The sequence below is a fragment of the Peribacillus sp. YIM B13472 genome, assembly GCF_042788005.1.
Lineage (GTDB): Bacteria > Bacillota > Bacilli > Bacillales > DSM-1321 > Peribacillus > Peribacillus simplex_E.
Map to the genome: position 1 here is coordinate 25,229 of NZ_JBHZPG010000033.1, position 22,258 is coordinate 47,486.

33 protein-coding genes are annotated in these 22,258 nt (G+C 40.7%); all 33 read left to right on the forward strand.

Annotated features, from left to right (window positions below; all coding sequences use genetic code 11):
* The first annotated feature begins 181 nt into the window (after positions 1-181).
* The 33 genes from rpoC to rpsK all read left to right on the forward strand — a co-directional run bounded on the left by rpoC (position 182) and on the right by rpsK (position 22,127).
* Positions 182-3,781, forward strand: a complete 3,600-nt coding sequence (rpoC, locus tag ACFX4I_RS20565) for a DNA-directed RNA polymerase subunit beta' (protein ID WP_230301705.1) — start codon at positions 182-184, stop codon at positions 3,779-3,781.
* A gap of 293 nt (positions 3,782-4,074) precedes the next feature.
* Positions 4,075-4,323: a 50S ribosomal protein L7ae-like protein gene (locus ACFX4I_RS20570; protein WP_034305040.1), complete on the forward strand. Its 249-nt coding sequence runs from the start codon at positions 4,075-4,077 to the stop codon at positions 4,321-4,323.
* Between the two features lie 104 nt (positions 4,324-4,427).
* Positions 4,428-4,850, forward strand: a complete 423-nt coding sequence (gene rpsL / locus ACFX4I_RS20575; protein ID WP_053349068.1) for a 30S ribosomal protein S12 — start codon at positions 4,428-4,430, stop codon at positions 4,848-4,850.
* A 41-nt stretch (positions 4,851-4,891) separates the two neighbouring features.
* A complete protein-coding gene (gene rpsG / locus ACFX4I_RS20580) occupies positions 4,892-5,362 on the forward strand; it encodes a 30S ribosomal protein S7 (RefSeq protein ID WP_057915212.1) in 471 nt (156 codons plus the stop codon).
* Between the two features lie 44 nt (positions 5,363-5,406).
* Complete coding sequence (gene fusA / locus ACFX4I_RS20585) at positions 5,407-7,485, forward strand: elongation factor G (RefSeq protein ID WP_061440380.1); 2,079 nt, start codon at positions 5,407-5,409, stop codon at positions 7,483-7,485.
* A gap of 120 nt (positions 7,486-7,605) precedes the next feature.
* Entirely contained in the window at positions 7,606-8,793 is a 1,188-nt protein-coding gene (gene tuf, locus ACFX4I_RS20590) for an elongation factor Tu (protein WP_034305030.1), read from the forward strand.
* Between the two features lie 420 nt (positions 8,794-9,213).
* Positions 9,214-9,522, forward strand: coding sequence for a 30S ribosomal protein S10 (gene rpsJ, locus ACFX4I_RS20595; RefSeq protein WP_019244375.1), 309 nt, complete (start codon positions 9,214-9,216; stop codon positions 9,520-9,522).
* A 40-nt stretch (positions 9,523-9,562) separates the two neighbouring features.
* Entirely contained in the window at positions 9,563-10,192 is a 630-nt protein-coding gene (gene rplC / locus ACFX4I_RS20600) for a 50S ribosomal protein L3 (protein WP_034305028.1), read from the forward strand.
* 25 nt (positions 10,193-10,217) lie between these two features.
* On the forward strand, positions 10,218-10,841 hold the full coding sequence (gene rplD, locus ACFX4I_RS20605) for a 50S ribosomal protein L4 (RefSeq protein ID WP_053349064.1): 624 nt from the start codon (positions 10,218-10,220) through the stop codon (positions 10,839-10,841).
* On the forward strand, positions 10,841-11,125 hold the full coding sequence (gene rplW, locus ACFX4I_RS20610) for a 50S ribosomal protein L23 (RefSeq protein ID WP_057915217.1): 285 nt from the start codon (positions 10,841-10,843) through the stop codon (positions 11,123-11,125). Before rplD ends, rplW begins: the two co-directional genes overlap by 1 nt.
* Before the next feature lie 26 nt (positions 11,126-11,151).
* Entirely contained in the window at positions 11,152-11,982 is an 831-nt protein-coding gene (rplB, locus tag ACFX4I_RS20615; RefSeq protein WP_053349063.1) for a 50S ribosomal protein L2, read from the forward strand.
* Between the two features lie 60 nt (positions 11,983-12,042).
* Entirely contained in the window at positions 12,043-12,321 is a 279-nt protein-coding gene (gene rpsS, locus ACFX4I_RS20620; protein ID WP_034305018.1) for a 30S ribosomal protein S19, read from the forward strand.
* Positions 12,322-12,338: 17 nt separating this feature from the next.
* Complete coding sequence (rplV, locus tag ACFX4I_RS20625) at positions 12,339-12,680, forward strand: 50S ribosomal protein L22 (RefSeq protein WP_034305017.1); 342 nt, start codon at positions 12,339-12,341, stop codon at positions 12,678-12,680.
* Between the two features lie 3 nt (positions 12,681-12,683).
* Positions 12,684-13,340: a 30S ribosomal protein S3 gene (gene rpsC / locus ACFX4I_RS20630; RefSeq protein WP_063235795.1), complete on the forward strand. Its 657-nt coding sequence runs from the start codon at positions 12,684-12,686 to the stop codon at positions 13,338-13,340.
* A 1-nt stretch (position 13,341) separates the two neighbouring features.
* Entirely contained in the window at positions 13,342-13,776 is a 435-nt protein-coding gene (gene rplP / locus ACFX4I_RS20635) for a 50S ribosomal protein L16 (protein WP_053349061.1), read from the forward strand.
* Positions 13,766-13,969: a 50S ribosomal protein L29 gene (rpmC, locus tag ACFX4I_RS20640; RefSeq protein WP_034305010.1), complete on the forward strand. Its 204-nt coding sequence runs from the start codon at positions 13,766-13,768 to the stop codon at positions 13,967-13,969. Before rplP ends, rpmC begins: the two co-directional genes overlap by 11 nt.
* Positions 13,970-13,987: 18 nt before the next feature.
* Positions 13,988-14,251, forward strand: a complete 264-nt coding sequence (rpsQ, locus tag ACFX4I_RS20645; protein WP_034305007.1) for a 30S ribosomal protein S17 — start codon at positions 13,988-13,990, stop codon at positions 14,249-14,251.
* 41 nt (positions 14,252-14,292) lie between these two features.
* Positions 14,293-14,661, forward strand: a complete 369-nt coding sequence (gene rplN / locus ACFX4I_RS20650) for a 50S ribosomal protein L14 (RefSeq protein ID WP_061440386.1) — start codon at positions 14,293-14,295, stop codon at positions 14,659-14,661.
* A 43-nt stretch (positions 14,662-14,704) separates the two neighbouring features.
* Positions 14,705-15,016: a 50S ribosomal protein L24 gene (gene rplX, locus ACFX4I_RS20655; RefSeq protein WP_063235796.1), complete on the forward strand. Its 312-nt coding sequence runs from the start codon at positions 14,705-14,707 to the stop codon at positions 15,014-15,016.
* Between the two features lie 29 nt (positions 15,017-15,045).
* Positions 15,046-15,585: a 50S ribosomal protein L5 gene (gene rplE / locus ACFX4I_RS20660; RefSeq protein ID WP_063235797.1), complete on the forward strand. Its 540-nt coding sequence runs from the start codon at positions 15,046-15,048 to the stop codon at positions 15,583-15,585.
* 25 nt (positions 15,586-15,610) lie between these two features.
* Positions 15,611-15,796: a type Z 30S ribosomal protein S14 gene (locus ACFX4I_RS20665; protein WP_034304998.1), complete on the forward strand. Its 186-nt coding sequence runs from the start codon at positions 15,611-15,613 to the stop codon at positions 15,794-15,796.
* Positions 15,797-15,826: 30 nt separating this feature from the next.
* Positions 15,827-16,225: a 30S ribosomal protein S8 gene (rpsH, locus tag ACFX4I_RS20670; RefSeq protein WP_034304995.1), complete on the forward strand. Its 399-nt coding sequence runs from the start codon at positions 15,827-15,829 to the stop codon at positions 16,223-16,225.
* Between the two features lie 30 nt (positions 16,226-16,255).
* A complete protein-coding gene (gene rplF, locus ACFX4I_RS20675; protein WP_214794260.1) occupies positions 16,256-16,792 on the forward strand; it encodes a 50S ribosomal protein L6 in 537 nt (178 codons plus the stop codon).
* A gap of 32 nt (positions 16,793-16,824) precedes the next feature.
* Entirely contained in the window at positions 16,825-17,187 is a 363-nt protein-coding gene (gene rplR, locus ACFX4I_RS20680; protein WP_063235799.1) for a 50S ribosomal protein L18, read from the forward strand.
* Positions 17,188-17,209: 22 nt separating this feature from the next.
* A complete protein-coding gene (rpsE, locus tag ACFX4I_RS20685) occupies positions 17,210-17,710 on the forward strand; it encodes a 30S ribosomal protein S5 (protein WP_034304987.1) in 501 nt (166 codons plus the stop codon).
* A gap of 16 nt (positions 17,711-17,726) precedes the next feature.
* Positions 17,727-17,909 carry a 50S ribosomal protein L30 gene (rpmD, locus tag ACFX4I_RS20690; protein ID WP_076372857.1) on the forward strand — a complete coding sequence of 61 codons (183 nt, stop codon included), beginning with the start codon at positions 17,727-17,729 and terminating at the stop codon, positions 17,907-17,909.
* Between the two features lie 32 nt (positions 17,910-17,941).
* Positions 17,942-18,382 carry a 50S ribosomal protein L15 gene (rplO, locus tag ACFX4I_RS20695; RefSeq protein WP_063235801.1) on the forward strand — a complete coding sequence of 147 codons (441 nt, stop codon included), beginning with the start codon at positions 17,942-17,944 and terminating at the stop codon, positions 18,380-18,382.
* Positions 18,382-19,677 carry a preprotein translocase subunit SecY gene (gene secY, locus ACFX4I_RS20700; protein WP_230301706.1) on the forward strand — a complete coding sequence of 432 codons (1,296 nt, stop codon included), beginning with the start codon at positions 18,382-18,384 and terminating at the stop codon, positions 19,675-19,677. The genes rplO and secY overlap by 1 nt, the downstream gene beginning before the upstream one ends.
* 58 nt (positions 19,678-19,735) lie before the next feature.
* The gene (locus ACFX4I_RS20705; protein WP_377422726.1) at positions 19,736-20,389 is read left to right on the forward strand and encodes an adenylate kinase; all 654 of its coding nucleotides are present in this window, start codon (positions 19,736-19,738) and stop codon (positions 20,387-20,389) included.
* Between the two features lie 565 nt (positions 20,390-20,954).
* Positions 20,955-21,173, forward strand: coding sequence for a translation initiation factor IF-1 (gene infA / locus ACFX4I_RS20710; protein WP_028390440.1), 219 nt, complete (start codon positions 20,955-20,957; stop codon positions 21,171-21,173).
* Positions 21,174-21,213: 40 nt separating this feature from the next.
* A complete protein-coding gene (gene rpmJ, locus ACFX4I_RS20715) occupies positions 21,214-21,327 on the forward strand; it encodes a 50S ribosomal protein L36 (protein WP_003156543.1) in 114 nt (37 codons plus the stop codon).
* 22 nt (positions 21,328-21,349) lie between these two features.
* The gene (gene rpsM, locus ACFX4I_RS20720) at positions 21,350-21,715 is read left to right on the forward strand and encodes a 30S ribosomal protein S13 (RefSeq protein ID WP_063235804.1); all 366 of its coding nucleotides are present in this window, start codon (positions 21,350-21,352) and stop codon (positions 21,713-21,715) included.
* Positions 21,716-21,737: 22 nt separating this feature from the next.
* On the forward strand, positions 21,738-22,127 hold the full coding sequence (gene rpsK, locus ACFX4I_RS20725) for a 30S ribosomal protein S11 (RefSeq protein ID WP_028390438.1): 390 nt from the start codon (positions 21,738-21,740) through the stop codon (positions 22,125-22,127).
* Positions 22,128-22,258: the final 131 nt, after the last annotated feature.

The following is a 22,258-nucleotide window of genomic DNA, read 5'->3' on the forward strand; positions in this document are numbered from 1 at the left end:
TAAATATAAACATATCTAGTTATATATTACCCGCTCTGACTGGCAGCAAGATGTTCCTTTGAAGATCATGCTGCCTCGTTAGAGCCTTATTGATTCAATCAACCATCATCCGGTGTAAGATTGCCTGATATTTGACGGCAATCAAGGGTTAAACCTGGAGATTAAAAGGGAGGTAGGCCCCTTGTTAGACGTTAATAATTTTGAGTATATGAAAATTGGTCTTGCTTCACCAGACAAGATTCGTTCTTGGTCCCATGGAGAAGTTAAAAAACCAGAAACAATCAACTATCGTACGTTAAAGCCAGAAAAAGACGGTTTATTCTGTGAGAGAATTTTTGGACCTCAAAAGGACTGGGAATGTCATTGCGGAAAATATAAACGTGTTCGTTATAAAGGCGTAGTCTGTGACCGTTGTGGCGTTGAAGTCACTCGTGCTAAGGTGCGTCGTGAGCGTATGGGTCATATTGAGCTGGCAGCTCCAGTTTCACATATATGGTATTTTAAAGGGATCCCAAGCCGTATGGGACTTGTACTTGACATGTCTCCACGTGCATTGGAAGAAGTCATTTACTTTGCATCTTACGTCGTAACTGAAACGGGCGATACAACTTTAGAAAAGAAACAGCTTCTTTCTGAAAAGGAATATCGTACATACCGTGAAAAATACGGTAAGAAGTTCCAAGCTGCCATGGGTGCGGAAGCTATTAAAAAACTTTTGCAAGATATTGATACGGAAAAGGAAGTAGAGTCGTTGAAAGAGGAGCTTAAAACAGCTCAAGGACAACGCAGAACCCGTGCAATCAAACGCTTGGAAGTACTTGAAGCATTCCGTAACTCCGGAAATGAGCCTTCATGGATGATCCTTGACGTGCTTCCGGTCATTCCACCGGAACTTCGTCCTATGGTTCAACTTGATGGAGGACGTTTTGCCACATCTGATCTAAATGATTTATATCGCCGTGTTATCAACCGTAATAATCGGTTGAAAAGATTACTGGATCTTGGAGCACCAAGCATTATCGTTCAAAACGAGAAGCGTATGCTGCAAGAAGCCGTCGATGCTCTTATCGATAATGGCCGTCGCGGCCGTCCGGTAACTGGACCTGGTAACCGTCCGTTAAAATCTTTATCTCACATGTTAAAAGGTAAACAAGGCCGTTTCCGTCAAAACCTTCTTGGTAAACGTGTTGATTATTCTGGCCGTTCCGTTATCGTAGTCGGACCAAACTTAAAGATGTACCAATGTGGTCTTCCGAAAGAAATGGCGATTGAATTATTCAAACCATTCGTTATGAAGGAGCTTGTTCAAAGAGGTCTAGCGCATAACATCAAATCCGCTAAGCGTAAAATTGAACGTTTATCTCCTGAAATATGGGATGTATTAGAAGAAGTTATTAGAGAACACCCAGTACTATTGAACCGTGCACCGACTCTTCATAGACTTGGGATCCAAGCATTTGAACCAACTTTGGTTGAAGGTCGCGCAATTCGTTTGCATCCGCTCGTATGTACAGCTTACAACGCTGACTTTGATGGTGACCAAATGGCGGTCCACGTTCCTCTATCTTCTGAAGCCCAAGCCGAAGCACGCATGCTTATGCTTGCAGCACAGAACATTTTGAACCCTAAAGATGGTAAACCTGTCGTTACACCTTCTCAAGATATGGTATTAGGTAACTATTACTTAACATTGGAAAGAGAAGGCGCTATCGGTGAGGGTATGATCTTTAAAGATACAAGTGAAGCATTACTTGCATACCAAAACGGATATGTACACTTACATTCCCGTTGTGCCGTACATGCATCGTCACTAAATAATGAGACTTTCACTGAAGAACAAAACGGCCAACTTCTTATTACGACTGTTGGTAAACTGATCTTCAATGAAATTTTACCTAAATCATTCCCGTATATTAACGAACCGACACGATATAATTTGGAAACGAAAACTCCAGAGAAATATTTTGTGGAAAAAGGCGCTAATATCCCTGAGTTGATTAAGGCCCAACCTGCTATAGATCCTTTCAAGAAAAAAATTCTTGGAAATATTATTGCGGAAGTCTTTAAACGCTTTAAAATTACCGAAACATCCAAAATGCTTGACCGGATGAAAGATCTTGGATTCAAATATTCGACAAAAGCTGGTATTACCGTTGGTGTGGCTGATATCGTCGTTTTAAAAGAAAAACAAGAAATCATTACTGAGGCTCAAACCAAAGTGGATAACGTCTTGAAACAATTCAGACGCGGTCTTATTACTGAGGATGAGCGTTATGATCGCGTCATTTCAATTTGGAGTGCTGCCAAGGATACCATTCAGTCCAAACTTATGGACTCACTGGACCGACGCAACCCGATCTTCATGATGAGTGACTCCGGTGCCCGTGGTAATGCTTCCAACTTTACGCAGCTTGCGGGTATGCGTGGTTTGATGGCCAACCCGGCTGGACGTATCATTGAATTACCGATCAAATCAAGTTTCCGTGAAGGTTTAACCGTGTTGGAGTACTTCATCTCTACACATGGTGCGCGTAAAGGTCTTGCCGATACAGCACTTAAAACAGCCGATTCCGGTTACCTTACCCGTCGACTTGTTGACGTTGCACAAGATGTCATCATCCGTGATGACGATTGCGGAACGGACCGCGGCTTGAAAATTTCAGCCTTGAGAGAGGGTACTGAAATAATTGAGCATCTTGAAGAGCGCCTAATTGGCCGTTATGCAAGAAAAGCGATCAGACATCCAGAAACAAACGAAGTAATCGTGGCTGAAAACGACCTTATTACTGAAGATCTTGCTAACTATATTGAATCACTTGGAATTGAAACAGCATGGATCCGTTCTGCATTTACATGTAATACCAGCCATGGTGTATGTAAAAAATGTTATGGACGTAACTTGGCTACCGGTCAAGAAGTTGAAGTGGGCGAAGCAGTCGGTATTATTGCCGCTCAATCAATCGGAGAACCTGGTACACAGTTGACGATGCGTACATTCCATACAGGTGGGGTTGCTGGGGACGATATCACTCAAGGTCTTCCTCGTATCCAAGAGATATTTGAAGCGAGAAATCCTAAAGGTCAAGCTGTCATTTCCGAAATCGAAGGAACGGTTGTTTCGATTAATGAAATTCGGGATAAACAACAGGAAATCGTTGTTCAAGGTGCAGTTGAATCACGCACGTATACTGCGCCATACACTGCGCGTTTAAGAGTAACTGTTGATACTCCTGTCCGTCGTGGTGAAGAGTTAACAGAGGGTTCCATCGATCCGAAAGAATTGCTGAAGGTTACAGATGTGCTTACTGTTCAGGAATACCTGCTTCATGAAGTTCAAAAAGTATACCGGATGCAAGGTGTTGAGATCGGTGATAAACATATCGAGGTAATGGTTAGACAAATGATGCGTAAAGTCCGTGTGCTTGATGCAGGCGAAACTGAAGTGCTTCCAGGAACATTATTGGATGTTAACCAGTTCACTACTGCAAACACAGATGCATTGCTGACTAACAAATTACCAGCTACAGGTCGTCCTGTATTGCTAGGTATCACAAAAGCATCCCTAGAAACGGATTCCTTCTTGTCCGCAGCGTCATTCCAAGAAACAACCAGAGTCTTGACTGATGCAGCGATTAAAGGAAAACGTGATGAATTGCTTGGTCTTAAAGAAAATGTCATCATCGGTAAACTTGTCCCTGCAGGAACGGGAATGCTTAGATACAGAAAAGCAAACCCTGTCGTAGTTGGTGAAGAAAGTACCGATACTGTAACAGTGGATTAAAGGAAAAAGGACCAGCTCAATAATTTAAACTGAAAACAGCACTCCTGTATCCTATTGGAGCTGAAGGTTCAGAATTTATTGAGCTGGTCTCTCTTATTACTCATGGCTGACTGAAAGGCCGAACGAGGATCAGATATATTCCCTTTAGGCAAATAGATAATCTTAATAGAATTATGTAAGGAAAACCTTTTGCTTGAATTATTTTTTTGAAAGAAGTTGACAGTATCCGACTAATAATGATACTATAGCAAAGGTGCTCCTATGTTACCCTGTAACTTTGGAGGATATGGACCATGTCTTATGAAAAAGTAATACAGGCAAAGTCAGTGATTATAGGGACGAAACAAGCAGTTAGAGCTCTTAAAAACAATTTAATTCAAGAAGTTATCATCGCTGATGATGCAGATATATACTTGACTGGGCGTGTCGTTGAGACCGCCAAAGAATTGGATGTTCCTATCACATATGTTGATTCGATGAGAATGCTTGGCAAAGCATGTGGTATTGATGTCGGAGCAGCAACTGTTGCCATTAAAAAGTAAAAATGTTTTTGCAATTATATTTGCAAAAACTTTGTTTTTACCCATTTATGAACCACCTGGATGTGTGGTACTAGAAATGAAAACGTGAAGGGAGGAAAAATGTAATGCCTACTATTAATCAATTAGTGCGTAAAGGACGCGAGTCTAAAGAGGTTAATTCAAAATCTCCAGCACTTAACAAAGGCTACAACAGCTTTAAAAAAGCACAAACTAACGTATCATCTCCGCAAAAACGTGGTGTTTGCACTCGTGTGGGTACTATGACACCGAAAAAACCAAACTCCGCGTTACGTAAATATGCGCGTGTACGTTTAACAAACGGTATCGAGGTAACAGCTTATATCCCAGGTATCGGTCACAACCTACAAGAACACAGCGTGGTTCTTATCCGTGGCGGTCGTGTAAAGGATTTACCAGGGGTACGTTACCATATCGTACGTGGTGCTCTTGATACTGCTGGAGTTAACAATCGTATGCAAAGCCGTTCTAAATACGGTACTAAGCGTCCGAAAGCAGCAAAAAAATAATCTCAAATAAAAATTAAACTTTCTTGAAAGGAGGAAATATAATGCCTCGTAAAGGACCTGTAACGAAAAGAGACGTATTACCAGATCCGATTTATAATTCTAAACTTGTGACTCGCTTAATCAACAAATTAATGGTTGATGGACAAAGAGGTAAATCACAAAAAATTCTTTACTCTGCATTTGATTTAATCAAAGAACGTACTGGCAATGAGCCGATCGAAGTTTTCGATCAAGCACTTAAAAACATCATGCCTGTATTAGAAGTAAAAGCACGCCGTGTAGGTGGAGCTAACTACCAAGTACCAGTTGAGGTGCGTCCAGACCGCAAATCAACTCTAGGACTTCGTTGGTTAGTGAAATACTCTCGTCTTCGTGGAGAAAAAACGATGGAAGAGCGTTTAGCTTATGAAATCATGGATGCTGCTAACAATACTGGAGCAGCTGTTAAGAAACGTGAAGATACTCACAAAATGGCTGAAGCCAACAAAGCTTTCGCACATTATCGCTGGTAAGATCAAACACTATAAAATCCTTATAGAAGGAAGGAGAAAGACAAATGGCAAGAGAGTTCTCCTTAGCAAACACTCGTAATATCGGTATCATGGCTCACATCGATGCTGGTAAAACGACAACAACAGAACGCGTCCTATACTATACTGGTAAAATTCATAAAATTGGTGAAACACACGAAGGTGCTTCGCAAATGGACTGGATGGAACAGGAACAAGAACGCGGAATCACGATCACATCCGCTGCAACAACTGCACAGTGGAAAGGTCACCGTGTAAACATCATCGATACGCCAGGACACGTAGACTTCACAGTTGAAGTTGAACGTTCATTGCGTGTACTTGATGGAGCTGTAGCTGTACTTGATGCCCAATCAGGTGTTGAGCCTCAAACTGAAACAGTTTGGCGCCAAGCTACAACTTATGGTGTACCACGTGTCGTATTCGTAAATAAAATGGACAAAATCGGTGCGGATTTCCTATATTCAGTTGGAACAATCCACGACCGTTTACAAGCTAACGCTCACCCGGTTCAGTTACCAATCGGTGCTGAAGATCAATTCTCTGCAATCATCGACCTTATTGAAATGAAAGCTCATTTCTATGCCAATGATCTAGGAACTGATATCACTGTTGGTGAAATTCCTGAAGAACATCGGGAATTAGCTGAAGAATACCGTGAAAAGTTAATTGAAGCAGTAGCAGAAGTTAATGAAGACTTAATGGAAAAATACCTTGGCGGCGAAGAAATCAGCATTGCTGAATTAAAAGCAGCTATTCGTACAGCAACTGTTAACGTTGAATTCTTCCCAGTTATCTGTGGATCAGCTTTCAAAAACAAAGGTGTTCAATTAATGCTTGATAACGTTATCGACTTCCTTCCATCTCCATTAGACGTGCCGGCTATTAAAGGTACTCTACCGGATACAGAAGATGAAGTAGAACGCCATTCAGATGATTCTGAACCGTTCTCCGCTTTAGCGTTTAAAGTTATGACTGACCCTTACGTTGGTAAACTTACATTCTTCCGCGTGTACTCAGGTACATTAGAATCAGGATCTTATGTAATCAACTCAACAAAAGGTAAGCGTGAACGTATTGGACGTATCCTTCAAATGCATGCAAACAGCCGTGAAGAAATCTCAACTGTATATGCAGGGGATATCGCTGCTGCTGTTGGTTTGAAAGATACTACAACTGGTGATACTCTATGTGACGACAAGAACCAAGTAATTCTTGAATCCATGGTATTCCCAGAACCAGTTATCTCACTGTCAGTTGAACCGAAATCCAAAGCAGACCAAGACAAAATGGGTCAAGCTTTACAAAAGCTACAAGATGAAGATCCAACATTCCGTGCGCATACTGACCAAGAAACTGGTCAAACGATTATCGCTGGTATGGGTGAACTTCACTTGGACATCCTTGTTGACCGTATGCGTCGCGAATTTAAAGTGGAAGCTAACGTTGGTGCTCCTCAAGTAGCATACCGTGAAACTTTCCGTGGTTCAGCTAAAGTTGAAGGTAAATTCGTTCGCCAATCAGGTGGTCGTGGACAATTCGGACACGTATGGATCGAATTTGGTCCAAACGAAGAAGGTAAAGGATTCGAATTTGAAAATGCTATCGTCGGTGGTGTAGTACCACGTGAATATATCCCTGCTGTACAAGCTGGATTAGTTGATTCACTTGACCGTGGTGTACTTGCTGGTTACCCGCTAGTCGACATTAAAGCAAAATTATTTGACGGATCTTACCATGACGTTGACTCTAACGAAATGGCATTTAAAATTGCTGCATCGATGGCACTTAAAAATGCAGCATCAAAATGTAAGCCTGTAATCCTTGAACCAATCATGAAAGTGGAAGTAGTTATTCCAGAAGATTACCTAGGCGACATCATGGGAGATATCACATCTCGTCGTGGTCGCGTAGAAGGTATGGAAGCTCGCGGTAACACGCAAATGGTTAAAGCGATGGTTCCACTATCTGAAATGTTCGGATATGCTACATCTTTACGTTCTAACACTCAAGGACGCGGAACATTCTCTATGCACTTCGATCATTATGAAGAAGTACCTAAGAGCATTTCTGAAGAAATCATCAAAAAAAATAAAGGTGAATAATTGATTTTCATCTCTTATTAAAGTATAACTATCTTATGTAAGCTGTGATGGAAGAATTAGTCTTCTTTCACAGCCCTATATACTTAATCTTTTATTTATAATTTTAAGGAGGAATTCCTAATGGGAAAAGCTAAATTTGATCGTTCAAAACCGCACGTTAACGTTGGAACAATTGGTCACGTTGACCATGGTAAAACAACTCTAACAGCTGCAATCACAACTGTACTTGCTAAATCTGGTGGCGCAGAAGCTCGCGCTTATGACCAAATCGATGGTGCACCAGAAGAAAGAGAACGTGGTATCACAATCTCTACTGCACACGTTGAGTATGAAACAGCTACTCGTCACTATGCACACGTTGACTGCCCAGGACATGCTGACTATGTTAAAAACATGATCACAGGTGCTGCACAAATGGACGGCGGGATCCTAGTAGTATCTGCTGCTGATGGCCCAATGCCACAAACTCGTGAGCACATCCTTCTTTCTCGTCAAGTAGGTGTACCATTCCTTGTAGTATTCATGAACAAATGCGATATGGTTGATGACGAAGAACTTCTTGAATTAGTAGAAATGGAAATCCGTGATCTTCTATCTGAATACGAATTCCCTGGCGATGACATTCCAGTTATCAAAGGATCTGCACTAAAAGCTCTTCAAGGAGACGAAGCTTGGGAAGAAAAAATTCATGAATTAATGGCAGCTGTTGACGAGTATATCCCAGAACCAACTCGTGACACTGAAAAACCATTCATGATGCCAGTTGAGGATGTATTCTCAATCACTGGTCGTGGAACAGTTGCAACTGGCCGTGTTGAGCGTGGACAAGTTAAAGTCGGTGACGTTGTTGACATCATCGGTTTCAACGAAGAGTCTAAACCAACAACAGTGACTGGTGTTGAAATGTTCCGTAAACTTCTTGACTATGCTGAAGCTGGTGACAACATCGGTGCACTACTTCGTGGTGTATCCCGTGAAGATATCCAACGTGGACAAGTACTTGCTAAACCAGGTACAATCACTCCACACACAAAGTTCAAAGCTGAAGTTTATGTTCTTTCTAAAGAAGAAGGTGGACGTCACACTCCATTCTTTACAAACTACCGTCCTCAGTTCTACTTCCGTACAACTGACGTAACTGGTATTTGTAACCTTCCTGAAGGCGTAGAAATGGTTATGCCTGGAGACAACATCGAAATGACTGTAGAACTTATCGCTCCAATCGCTATCGAAGAAGGTACTAAATTCTCTATCCGTGAGGGTGGACGTACTGTAGGCGCTGGCGTAGTTGCTACAATCACAGAGTAATTGATTCATAAAACAATATTGGAAGGGACGCCTTCCGGGAGAAGCAGATGGGACGCCATCTGCTTCTTTTCTATTTTCTAAAGGTTTTTCATTTTTTTTCTATAATATCGATAAAAAAATTAGTGAATTTATTAAGTTTCATACCCAATTTCGAATTGAAGAAAATGGATATGAAAGACCATGTAGAATCTACTTGTAAATACTTGTGATAGTATGTATAATAATAAAAGTGTGTTGCACAAGAAAAGTTTAAGTTTAACTTGCATTTTACTTGTGCATTATGTATAATAGACAATGTTGGTCTTTGACTGCGATGATATGGAAGGTTGCTGACACACCCGGCCGCTTTGCCATGGCGAGTGTGTGGGAAATTTCCATTGAGAAGGTCTATTTTAAAATAGGCGAAAAGGAGGGAAAATTATGGCAAAACAAAAAATTCGTATCCGTTTAAAAGCATATGATCACAGAATTCTTGATCAATCTGCTGAGAAAATTGTTGAAACTGCAAAACGTTCTGGTGCGGCTGTATCTGGTCCAATTCCATTACCTACTGAAAGATCGGTATATACGATCCTACGTGCGGTTCATAAATACAAAGATTCTCGTGAACAATTCGAAATGCGTACGCATAAACGTCTAATCGACATCGTTAATCCAACTCCACAAACAGTTGATTCATTGATGCGTTTAGATTTACCATCAGGCGTTGACATTGAAATCAAATTATAATTCATATAAATATGAACAATTACTCTAGGAGGTGTGACTTATGACCAAAGGAATCTTAGGAAGAAAAATCGGTATGACTCAAGTTTTTGCTGAAAACGGTGAACTTATTCCGGTAACAGTTATCGAAGCTGCTAATAACGTGGTTCTTCAAAAGAAAACTGTTGAAACTGATGGCTATGAAGCAGTTCAAGTTGGTTTTGAAAACAAACGCGAAAAGCTTTCTAACAAACCTGAAAAGGGCCATGTTGAAAAAGCAAATACTACTCCTAAGCGCTTCATTCGCGAATTCCGCGGAACGGATCTTACTGAATATGAGATCGGTCAAGAAGTCAATGTTAGTATTTTCGCTGAAGGCGATTTAGTAGATGTATCAGGAATTTCAAAAGGTAAAGGTTTCCAAGGCTCTATCAAGCGTCATGGACAATCTCGCGGACCTATGTCTCATGGTTCTCGTTACCACCGTCGCCCAGGTTCAATGGGTCCTGTAGCTCCAAACCGCGTATTCAAAGGTAAACTATTACCAGGACGTATGGGCGGAGAACAAATTACTGTTCAAAACTTAGCTATCGTTAAAGTTGATGTTGAACGCAACCTACTATTGATTAAAGGTAATGTACCTGGTGCTAGAAAAGCATTGATCAAAGTTAAAACTGCTGTTAAAGCAAAGTAATTTCTGAGAAAGGAGGAGCAATAGAATGCCAAAAGTTACATTGTTCAACCAAACAGGTTCACAAGTTGGCGACATCGAACTAAATGAATCCATCTTTGGTATCGAACCTAATAATCATGTATTATTTGAAGCAATCATCATGCAACGAGCTTCCTTACGTCAAGGAACTCATAAAGTTAAAAACCGTTCTGAAGTTGCAGGCGGTGGACGTAAACCTTGGAAACAAAAAGGAACTGGACGTGCGCGTCAAGGTTCTATCCGTTCTCCACAATGGCGTGGCGGTGGCGTTGTTTTTGGACCTACTCCAAGATCTTACGCTTACAAGCTACCTAAAAAGGTACGTCGTTTAGCTATTAAATCTGCATTGTCTGCAAAGGCATTGGAAGAGAACATTTTGGTACTTGAAAGCTTGTCTTTCGAAGCTCCAAAAACAAAAGAATTTGTAGCAGTACTTAAAAATCTTTCTGTTGATACTAAAACGTTAGTTGTTACTGACGGTTTAGATGAGAAAGTTGCTCTTTCTGCACGTAACATCCCTGGTGTTACTGTAGTTGAAGCTGTTGGTCTTAACGTTCTTGATGTTGTTTCACACAACAAATTGATCTTGACTAAATCAGCTGTCGAAAAAGTAGAGGAGGTGCTTGCATAATGGATGCACGCGATATCATTAAGCGCCCCGTAATCACTGAACGCTCTTCAGACGTAATGGCTGAAAAGAAATATACTTTTGAAGTTGATGTTAGAGCTAACAAAACTCAAGTTAAAGATGCTGTTCAAGAAATTTTCGGCGTTAAAGTTGAGAAAGTAAACATCATGAACTACAAAGGTAAATTTAAACGTATGGGCAAACATGCAGGCTATACTAACAAGCGCCGTAAAGCTATTGTTAAATTAACTGCTGACAGCAAAGAAATCGAGCTATTCGAAGCTTAATTCATTAGAGAAGGAGGGAAATACAAATGGCGATTAAGAAGTATAAACCTACCTCTAACGGTCGACGTAATATGACAACTTCGGATTTTGCTGAGATCACTACAGACAAACCGGAAAAATCATTACTTGCTCCTTTACACAGCAAAGGCGGCCGTAATAACCAAGGTAAGTTAACAGTTCGTCATCAAGGTGGCGGCCACAAGCGTCAATACCGTATCATCGATTTCAAACGGAATAAAGATGGTATACCAGGACGCGTTGCTACTATTGAGTACGATCCAAATCGTTCTGCAAACATTGCATTAATTAATTACGTTGATGGAGAAAAACGTTATATCCTAGCTCCGAAAAACCTAGAAGTAGGTTTGGAAATTATGTCAGGTCCAGAAGCTGACATTAAAGTGGGTAACGCTCTTCCTCTTATTAACATCCCAGTTGGTACAGTAATTCATAACATCGAACTTAAACCAGGAAAAGGTGGACAATTAGTCCGTTCAGCAGGAACATCTGCTCAAGTCCTTGGTAAAGAAGGTCGTTATGTACTTGTACGTTTAAACTCAGGTGAGGTTCGTATGATTCTTGCAACTTGCCGTGCTACTATCGGTCAAGTTGGTAATGAACAACATGAACTTATCAACATTGGTAAAGCTGGACGTAACCGTTGGTTAGGTAAACGCCCAACAGTTCGTGGATCAGTAATGAACCCGAATGATCACCCACACGGTGGTGGTGAAGGTAAATCGCCAATCGGACGTAAATCACCAATGTCTCCATGGGGTAAACCTACTCTTGGATTCAAAACTCGTAAGAAGAAAAATAAATCCGATAAATTTATCGTACGTCGTCGTAAAAAATAACGGGATTGACCTACGGTTCATATATAGAACCGTAGAACAGTCACGAAGGGAGGTACTCGCATGGGTCGTAGCTTAAAAAAAGGGCCTTTTGTTGATGATCATTTATTGGTAAAAGTTGAAAAATTAAATGAAGCTGACAAGAAACAGGTAGTAAAAACTTGGTCTCGTCGCTCAACAATCTTCCCGCAATTCATCGGACACACAATCGCCGTTTATGACGGTCGTAAGCATGTGCCGGTTTATGTAACAGAAGATATGGTAGGTCACAAACTAGGCGAATTCGCGCCTACACGCACTTATAAAGGTCACGCAAGTGATGACAAGAAAACAAGACGTTAATGAGAGGAGGGCATCTCATGCAAGCTAAAGCTGTCGCTAAAACAGTTCGTATAGCTCCTCGTAAAGTGCGTTTAGTCGCAGATTTAATTCGAGGAAAACAAGTAGGTGAAGCAGTAGCGATTCTTCGCTTAACACCAAAATCTGCTTCTCCAGTCGTAGAAAAAATTCTGAAATCTGCTATCGCAAATGCAGAACACAACTACGAAATGGATATTAATAACCTAGTCGTTTCAGAAGCATACGTTAACGAAGGACCAACATTAAAACGTTTCCGTCCTCGCGCTCAAGGTCGTGCGAGTGCAATAAACAAACGTACTAGTCATATTACAATCGTTGTATCAGAAAAGAAGGAGGGGTAATCTGTGGGTCAAAAGGTAAATCCTATCGGTATGCGTATCGGGATCATTCGTGATTGGGAATCCAAATGGTACGCTGATAAAGACTACGCTACTCTTTTGCATGAAGACATTAAAGTTCGTGAATATATTGCGAAACGCTTAAATGATGCTTCTGTATCCAAGGTTGAAATCGAACGTGCTGCTAACCGCATCAATGTATCAGTTCACACTGCTAAACCAGGAATGGTTATCGGTAAGGGCGGTACTGAAGTCGAAGCACTACGTAAAGCTTTGAACCAGCTAACTGGCAAAAGAGTTCATATCAATATCATTGAAATTAAAAGAGCAGATCTTGACGCAAAATTGGTTGCTGAAAACATCGCTCGTCAATTAGAAAACCGTGTTTCATTCCGTCGTGCTCAAAAACAAGCTATTCAACGCACTATGCGTTCTGGCGCAAAAGGAATCAAAACACAAGTTTCTGGTCGTCTTGGCGGTGCTGATATTGCTCGTGCTGAACATTACAGCGAAGGAACAGTTCCACTTCACACACTTCGTGCTGACATAGATTATGCTCATGCTGAAGCAGATACTACTTACGGTAAGCTAGGCGTGAAAGTTTGGATCTACCGTGGAGAAGTTCTTCCTACTAAGAAGAAATCTGAGGAAGGAGGAAAATAATATGTTATTGCCAAAACGCGTAAAATACCGTCGTGAACACCGCGGTAAAATGAGAGGGATGGCTAAGGGCGGCACTGAAGTTCATTTCGGAGAATTTGGACTTCAAGCTCAAGAAGCTTCCTGGATCACGAACCGCCAAATCGAAGCAGCTCGTATTGCGATGACTCGTTATATGAAACGTGGAGGAAAAGTTTGGATCAAAATCTTCCCAAGCAAACCTTACACAGCTAAGCCGCTTGAAGTACGGATGGGTTCCGGTAAAGGTGCTCCTGAAGGTTGGGTAGCAGTAGTTAAACCGGGCAAAGTATTGTTTGAAATCTCTGGTGTATCTGAAGAGGTGGCAAGAGAAGCATTGCGCCTTGCAGCACACAAACTTCCAATCAAATGTAAGTTTGTAAAAAGAGAGGAAATTGGTGGTGAAACAAATGAAAGCTAATGAAATCAAAGATCTAACCACTGCTGAAATTGAACAAAAACTAAAATCTCTTAAAGAAGAACTATTTAATCTTCGTTTCCAGTTAGCTACTGGACAACTTGAAAATACAGCTCGCATCCGTGAAGTTCGCAAATCGATTGCTCGTATGAAAACAGTTGTTCGTCAAAGAGAGATCGGTGTCACTAATCGATAATGAATGGAGGTTTGCAGAATGAGCGAACGCAACCAACGCAAAATCTACACTGGACGCGTAGTATCCGACAAAATGGATAAAACAGTAACAGTTGTCGTAGAAACCTATAAAAAGCATTCTTTATACGGTAAACGCGTGAAATACTCTAAAAAGTTAAAAGCTCATGACGAGCTAAACGAAGCTAAAGCAGGCGACGTAGTACGTATCATGGAAACTCGTCCACTTTCAGCTACAAAACGCTTCCGTCTTGTAGAAGTAGTAGAAAAAGCAGTAATCATTTAATATAGTTCGGATTAAGCTAATTCCGAAGGGAGGTACCGTACATGATTCAACAAGAATCTCGTTTAAAAGTCGCTGACAATTCAGGTGCTCGTGAAGTGCTAACAATTAAAGTCCTAGGTGGTTCTGGCCGTAAAACTGCAAACATCGGTGATGTCATCGTTTGTACAGTTAAACAGGCAACACCAGGAGGCGTTGTTAAAAAAGGTGAAGTCGTTAAGGCTGTTGTTGTCCGTACAAAACGTGGTATGCGTCGTCCTGACGGTTCTTACATTCGTTTTGATGAAAACGCATGTGTAATTATCCGTGACGATAAGAGCCCACGTGGAACTCGTATTTTTGGACCTGTTGCTCGTGAATTACGTGACAATAGTTTCATGAAGATCGTTTCTCTAGCTCCAGAAGTTCTATAATATGTAAAATTTGTATAAAGCCTTTCAAGGAGGTGCCAAGCTAATGCATGTTAAAAAAGGTGACAAAGTCGTAGTCATCTCTGGTAAGGACAAAGGCAAACAAGGAACAATTCTTTCTGCATATCCGAAACAAAATCGTGTACTTGTTGAAGGAATTAACATCGTGAAAAAGCATTCCAAGCCATCTCAACTTAATCCACAAGGTGGAATTATCAGCAGAGAAGCTGCTATTCACGTATCCAATGTAATGCCACTTGATCCTAAATCAGGTAAACCGACTCGTGTTGGATATAAGATTGAAAATGGTAAAAAAGTACGCGTAGCTAAAATATCAGGTGAAACTTTAGATAAATAAGTCATAAATGAAGGGAGGTACACTAAGCAATGAGCCGCCTTAAAGAAAAATTAAAAAGTGAAATTACACCATCATTGATGGGCAAATTCAACTATCAATCAGTAATGCAAGTACCAAACATTGAGAAAATCGTTATTAACATGGGTGTGGGTGACGCAGTATCTAACTCGAAAGCTTTAGATACAGCTGTTGAAGAACTTACATTGATCACTGGTCAAAAACCTGTTATAACAAAAGCAAAAAAATCAATCGCAGGCTTCCGTTTGCGTGAAGGTATGCCTATCGGAGCGAAAGTTACATTACGTGGAGAACGTATGTATCAATTCCTTGATAAGCTAGTATCTGTATCTTTACCGCGTGTACGTGATTTCCGCGGCGTTTCAAAGAAATCTTTTGACGGACGTGGGAACTATACATTAGGCGTTAAAGAACAACTTATCTTCCCTGAGATTGATTACGATAAAGTGAGCAAAGTTCGTGGTATGGACATCGTTATCGTAACGACTGCCAACACTGACGAAGAAGCTCGTGAACTACTTACTCAAGTTGGAATGCCGTTCCAAAAGTAATCTCTAAATAAAGGGAGGCGAAATCGTGGCTAAAAAGTCTATGATCGTAAAGCAAAAACGCGAACAAAAGTTTAAAGTACAAGAATATACACGTTGCGAACGTTGCGGACGTCCACATTCTGTATTACGTAAATTTAAACTTTGTCGTATTTGTTTCCGCGAACTTGCATATAAAGGACAAATTCCTGGCGTTAAAAAAGCTAGCTGGTAAAACCCGAGTTTGGGAAGGAGGTAAAATATAATGGTCATGACAGATCCTATTGCAGATATGCTTACTCGCATCCGTAATGCGAATATGGTTCGTCACGAAAAACTGGAAGTTCCTGCTTCAAAGATCAAAAAGGAAATTGCTGAGATCTTAAAAAGTGAAGGCTTCGTACGTGACTTTGAATTAATCGAAGACAACAAACAAGGTATTATCCGTATCTTCTTAAAATACGGTGCAAACAACGAACGTGTTATCACTGGTCTAAAACGTATCAGCAAACCTGGTTTGCGTGTATATGCAAAAACTGGAGAGGTACCACGCGTTCTTAACGGTTTAGGTATCGCAATTGTTTCTACTTCTCACGGAGTTTTAACAGACAAGGAAGCTCGCTCTAAACAAGTTGGCGGAGAAGTTTTAGCATACGTTTGGTAATACATTTTCACAAGAATGGAGGTGCACATTATGTCTCGTATAGGTAAAAAACCTATTGAAATCCCTGCAGGCGTAACAGTTACTGTTACTGGAAGTGAAGTAACTGTTAAAGGACCTAAAGGTGAATTAACTAGATCATTCAATCCTGACCTTTCAATCGTTGTTGAAGAGAACGTGTTAACTGTTACACGTCCGTCTGACGAGAAGGCTCACCGTTCTTTACACGGTACTACTCGCGCACTTATCTCTAACATGGTTGAAGGTGTATCAACAGGATTTGTAAAATCACTTGAACTTATTGGGGTTGGGTACCGCGCACAAAAGCAAGGTACTAAGCTTATCCTTAACGTAGGATATTCCCACCCTGTAGAAATAGAGCCAGAAGCTGGCGTTGAAGTCGAAGTTCCTTCTAATACAAAAGTAATCATCAAAGGTGCAAACAAAGAACGTGTAGGAGCTCTAGCAGCTAATATCCGTGATGTTCGCCCACCTGAACCGTATAAAGGTAAAGGGATTCGTTACGAAGGCGAATTCGTTCGTCGTAAAGAAGGTAAAACCGGTAAGTAATGCCGCATAAGTAAACGAAAGGAGTGACGTAAATGATTACGAAGCTTGATAAAAATGCTACTCGTCAGAAAAGACATGCACGTGTACGTGCTAAGCTTTCTGGAACGGAAGCTCGTCCTCGTTTAAATGTGTTCCGTTCAAACAAACACATTTACGCACAATTAATTGACGATGCAAAAGGCGTAACATTAGCAAGTGCTTCAACTCTTGATAAAGAGATCAGTATCGAAGCTAGTAGCAATGCTGAAGCAGCTCAAAAAGTTGGCGAACTTATTGCGAAACGTGCTGTTGAAAAAGGTTTCAAAGCTGTGGTATTTGACCGCGGTGGTTACCTCTTCCATGGTCGTGTTAAAGCATTGGCTGACGCTGCTCGTGAAAACGGCTTAGAATTTTAATGGATAAGGAGGGACATAACAGATGCGTAGCATTGATCCTAATAAATTAGAACTTGAAGAACGCGTAGTTACAGTAAATCGTGTAGCTAAAGTTGTTAAAGGCGGACGTCGTTTCCGTTTCACTGCACTAGTTGTTGTTGGTGATAAAAATGGTCATGTTGGATTTGGTACTGGTAAAGCTCAAGAAGTTCCGGATGCTATCCGTAAAGCTATTGAGGATGCTAAGAAAAATCTAATTACTGTACCAATGGTTGGAACTACTATTCCTCACCTTGTGAACGGTCGCTATGGCGCAGGTCACATTCTATTGAAACCAGCTTCTGAAGGTACAGGAGTAATTGCTGGTGGTCCTGTTCGTGCGGTACTTGAATTAGGCGGAGTAAGTGATATCTTGTCTAAATCTCTAGGTACTAATACACCTATTAATATGGTTCGCGCAACAATTGAAGGATTGAAGCAATTGAAACGTGCTGAAGACGTAGCTAAGTTACGTGGGAAATCAGTACAAGAACTGTTAGGATAAGGAGGGAAATCGAATTATGGCTAATAAATTAGAAATTACCCTCACTCGCAGCTTGATTGGTCGTCCTGAAGATCAACGTGTTACAGTTAACACTTTGGGTTTACGCAAAATGCATCAAACGGTTATTCAAGAAGATAACCCTGCGATTCGCGGTATGATTACCAAAGTTGCTCATCTTGTTACTGTAAAAGAACAATAAAATAATTTTTAACTTAACAAGGAGGTGCCAACATGAAACTTCATGAGTTAAAAGCTGCAGAAGGTTCTCGTAAAGAACGTAAACGTAAAGGTCGCGGTATTGGATCTGGTAACGGTAAAACAGCAGGTAAAGGACACAAAGGACAAAACGCTCGCTCCGGCGGCGGTGTGCGTCTTGGATTTGAAGGGGGTCAAACTCCTCTATTCAGACGTTTGCCTAAACGTGGATTTACCAACATCAACCGTAAAGACTATGCTATCGTGAATCTTGATACGTTAAATCTTTTCGAAGACGGTACTGAAGTAACACCAGCTCTTTTACTAGAGACTGGAGTTGTAAGTAAAGAAAAAGCAGGAATCAAAATTCTTGCAAAAGGAAGCATTGAGAAAAAGCTTACTGTTAAAGCTCACAAATTCTCTTCTACTGCTAAAGAAGCTATCGAAGCTGCTGGCGGTAAAACAGAGGTGATCTAATGTTTCGCACGATCTCCAATTTTATGCGCGTGGGTGAAATAAGGAATAAGATTATTTTTACCCTTCTAATGTTAATCGTCTATCGCATCGGTACATTTATACCTGTACCGCATGTGAATGCCGATTTTCTCGCTGAACAGGACCAGCTGAGCGTCATCGGTCTTTTAAATACCTTTGGCGGCGGAGCACTAAAAAACTTTTCCATATTAGCGATGGGTATCATGCCATACATCACGGCATCTATCATCGTTCAACTATTACAGATGGATGTTGTTCCTAAGTTCACTGAATGGTCTAAACAAGGAGAAGCAGGGCGCCGTAAATTAGCTCAATTCACTCGTTACTTCACTATTATCCTAGGATTTATCCAAGCAGTTGGTATGTCTTATGGGTTCAATAATATGTCAGGTGGCCAGTTGATTGAAAATCCTGGAATTGCAACATACCTGCTTATTGCGACTGTCTTAACGGCAGGAACAGCTTTTCTTTTGTGGTTAGGGGAGCTGATCACTGCTAAGGGTGTGGGTAATGGGATTTCCATCATAATTTTTGCTGGTATCGTAGCTAGTTTGCCAAATACGGCAAATCAGATTTACGCCCAACAATTCGAAAATGCCGGTGATCAATTATTCTTACGAATCATAACGATTATCCTCATTATTTTAGCAGTATTAGCAATCGTGGTTGCTGTTATCTTCATTCAGCAGGCATTACGTAAAATTCCTATTCAGTATGCGAAACGTGCTGCGGTAGGTCGTACACAAATGGGTGGCCAGTCTACTCATTTACCATTGAAAGTAAATGCTGCGGGGGTTATTCCGGTAATCTTTGCAATGGCATTTATCATTACTCCCACTACAATCGCTTCTTTCTTTGGAAAGAACAGCGTGACTAGTTGGATATCAACAAATCTTGATTACACCAAGCCAATTGGTATGATCATATATGTTGCTCTTATCATTGCTTTTGCGTATTTTTATGCATTCATTCAGGTTAACCCTGAACAAATGGCTGAGAATTTGAAAAAGCAAGGTGGCTATGTGCCGGGGATTCGTCCAGGTAAGAGTACACAAGAATATTTAACACGTGTTTTATACCGTTTAACGTTTGTAGGCTCTATATTTTTAGCCATCATTGCCGTTTTACCGGTATTTTTCATTAAGCTTGCTGATTTACCTCAATCTGCACAGATTGGCGGTACCAGTTTGCTGATCGTAGTGGGGGTTGCCCTTGATACGATGAAGCAGCTGGAATCACAACTTGTGAAGAGACACTATAAGGGCTTTATAAAGTAATGAGTTTTGGGAACGGCTTGTTCCCTTTACCCATTATAGAGTTTGAGGGGGAAGAAAATTGAATCTAGTGTTAATGGGTCTGCCGGGTGCTGGTAAGGGCACTCAAGCTGAACAAATCGTAGAAAAATATAATATCCCTCATATTTCTACTGGAGATATGTTCCGAACAGCTATCAAAGATGGAACAGAATTAGGTCTAAAGGCGAAATCATTCATGGACAAAGGCGAATTGGTACCTGATGAAGTTACCATTGGCATCGTACGTGAACGTTTAAGCAAGGAAGACTGCCTAAAAGGATTTTTGCTTGATGGATTTCCACGTACTGTGGCACAGGCAGAGGCACTTGAAAGCATTCTAACTGATTTAGATCGCAAAATAAATTTTGTCATTAATATCGATGTTGATAAAAACATTTTAATGGAAAGATTGACAGGACGTCGTATTTGCAAATCATGTGGTGCGACATACCATCTTGTATTCAATCCTCCTGCTAAAGATGATGTATGCGACCGCTGCGGCGGAGAATTATATCAACGTGCCGACGATAATGAAGAAACGGTTCAAAATCGCTTAGATGTGAATTTGAAACAAACCAAACCACTTCTTGATTTCTACGGAGACAAAGGATACTTGGTCAACATTAACGGACAGCAAGATATTAATAAGGTATTTGAAAATATCGATGTGTTGCTTGGTGCTTTACAAAATTAATCATTCGTATTGATTTATGAAATTCATACCATTTTTATAACTTACTAATTAAACTTGGTGCATTCCTATAATACAAAGGGTATAATGGATTTCGCGAGAGCATTCGCACATTTATTAATCAGGTTCTTGTACTTGGTATTCCCTGAATTGGGCGATTACTTTTTAAGTGATCTTCATGGACATATCCGGTCGGCAAAATTGATGAAGAAATGCAGTGACTCTATTGGGATTCCTAAAGAGTCGTGATATAGAGGGTTGAAAGAAGCTATGTCAGGCGTGCGCCTTTCAAACATCTCCCATGCTATTCAAACCTATGTCGAGACTAATTGCTTCTCTATTTCGAGAGTATGTCGGTCACGGAATCGGTCAAGACTTACATGAGGACCCATAAAATCCTCATTTCGGTCCAACTGATAAAGGTCCTCAGTTTAAGCCTGGTTCTACAAAATGGTGAATACTTGATGCAGAATTGTAAGACTTATGAGGATAATTGGACTGTAGTAATGTTGACGGAAAGATGTGTACCTTTAATAGGTTCACGCATAGAGAAGGGAGAATCACTTTAATGGCGAAAGATGATGTAATTGAAGTAGAAGGCACAGTACAAGAGACTTTGCCAAATGCAATGTTTAAGGTAGAATTAGAAAATGGTCATACTGTTTTAGCTCATGTATCCGGTAAAATTCGTATGCACTTTATTCGCATTTTGCCTGGAGATAAAGTTACGGTTGAGCTTTCCCCGTATGATCTAACTCGCGGCAGAATCACATACCGGTTCAAATAATCCGGTTACGCTCCGATCTGTATAAGGAGGTTAGATAGCAATGAAAGTCAGACCATCAGTCAAACCAATCTGCGAAAAGTGTAAAGTTATCCGCAGAAAAGGTAAAGTTATGGTTATTTGCGAAAACCCTAAACATAAACAAAAACAAGGCTAAATAGAAGGAGGTGCACTCAAGCATGGCACGTATTGCTGGAGTAGATATTCCCCGTGACAAACGGATTGTTATCTCATTAACATATATATATGGTATTGGAAAACAAACAGCGATTAAGATTCTTGCAGAAGCAGGCATTTCTGAAGAAACTCGCGTTCGTGACTTAACGGAAGACGAATTGAACAAAATTCGTGATATCATTGACAAGCTTAAAGTAGAAGGCGACCTTCGTCGTGAAATCTCCCTAAACATCAAACGTTTAATGGAAATCGGTTCTTACCGTGGTTTACGTCACCGTCGTGGTCTTCCTGTTCGCGGTCAAAATACAAAAAACAATGCTCGTACGCGTAAAGGACCTCGTCGTACTGTAGCTAACAAGAAAAAATAATTAGTAAAGGAGGTTACTTTTCATGGCACGTAAAACTAATACACGTAAACGTCGTGTGAAAAAGAATATAGAAACTGGTATTGCACATATTCGTTCAACATTCAATAACACTATCGTTACGATCACTGACTCTCATGGTAATGCTATTTCTTGGTCAAGTGCTGGAGCTCTAGGATTCCGTGGATCTCGTAAATCCACTCCATTCGCTGCACAAATGGCTGCTGAAACAGCTGCTAAAACATCAATTGAACATGGTATGAAAACTCTTGAAGTTACAGTTAAAGGACCTGGTGCTGGACGTGAGGCTGCTATTCGTGCACTTCAAGCTGCTGGCCTAGAAGTAACTGCAATTAAAGATGTAACTCCAGTTCCACATAACGGATGCCGTCCACCAAAACGTCGCCGTGTTTAATTTTTCTGTATAGATTTTGTATTCCTGTCAATAATGGGATATAATACTGAGTTTGCGTTCTTACAGAAGATTAATTTTCAGTTGTTGCGCACAGCGGGAACGTATACATGGGGAATTTCGGTTTAAGTGAC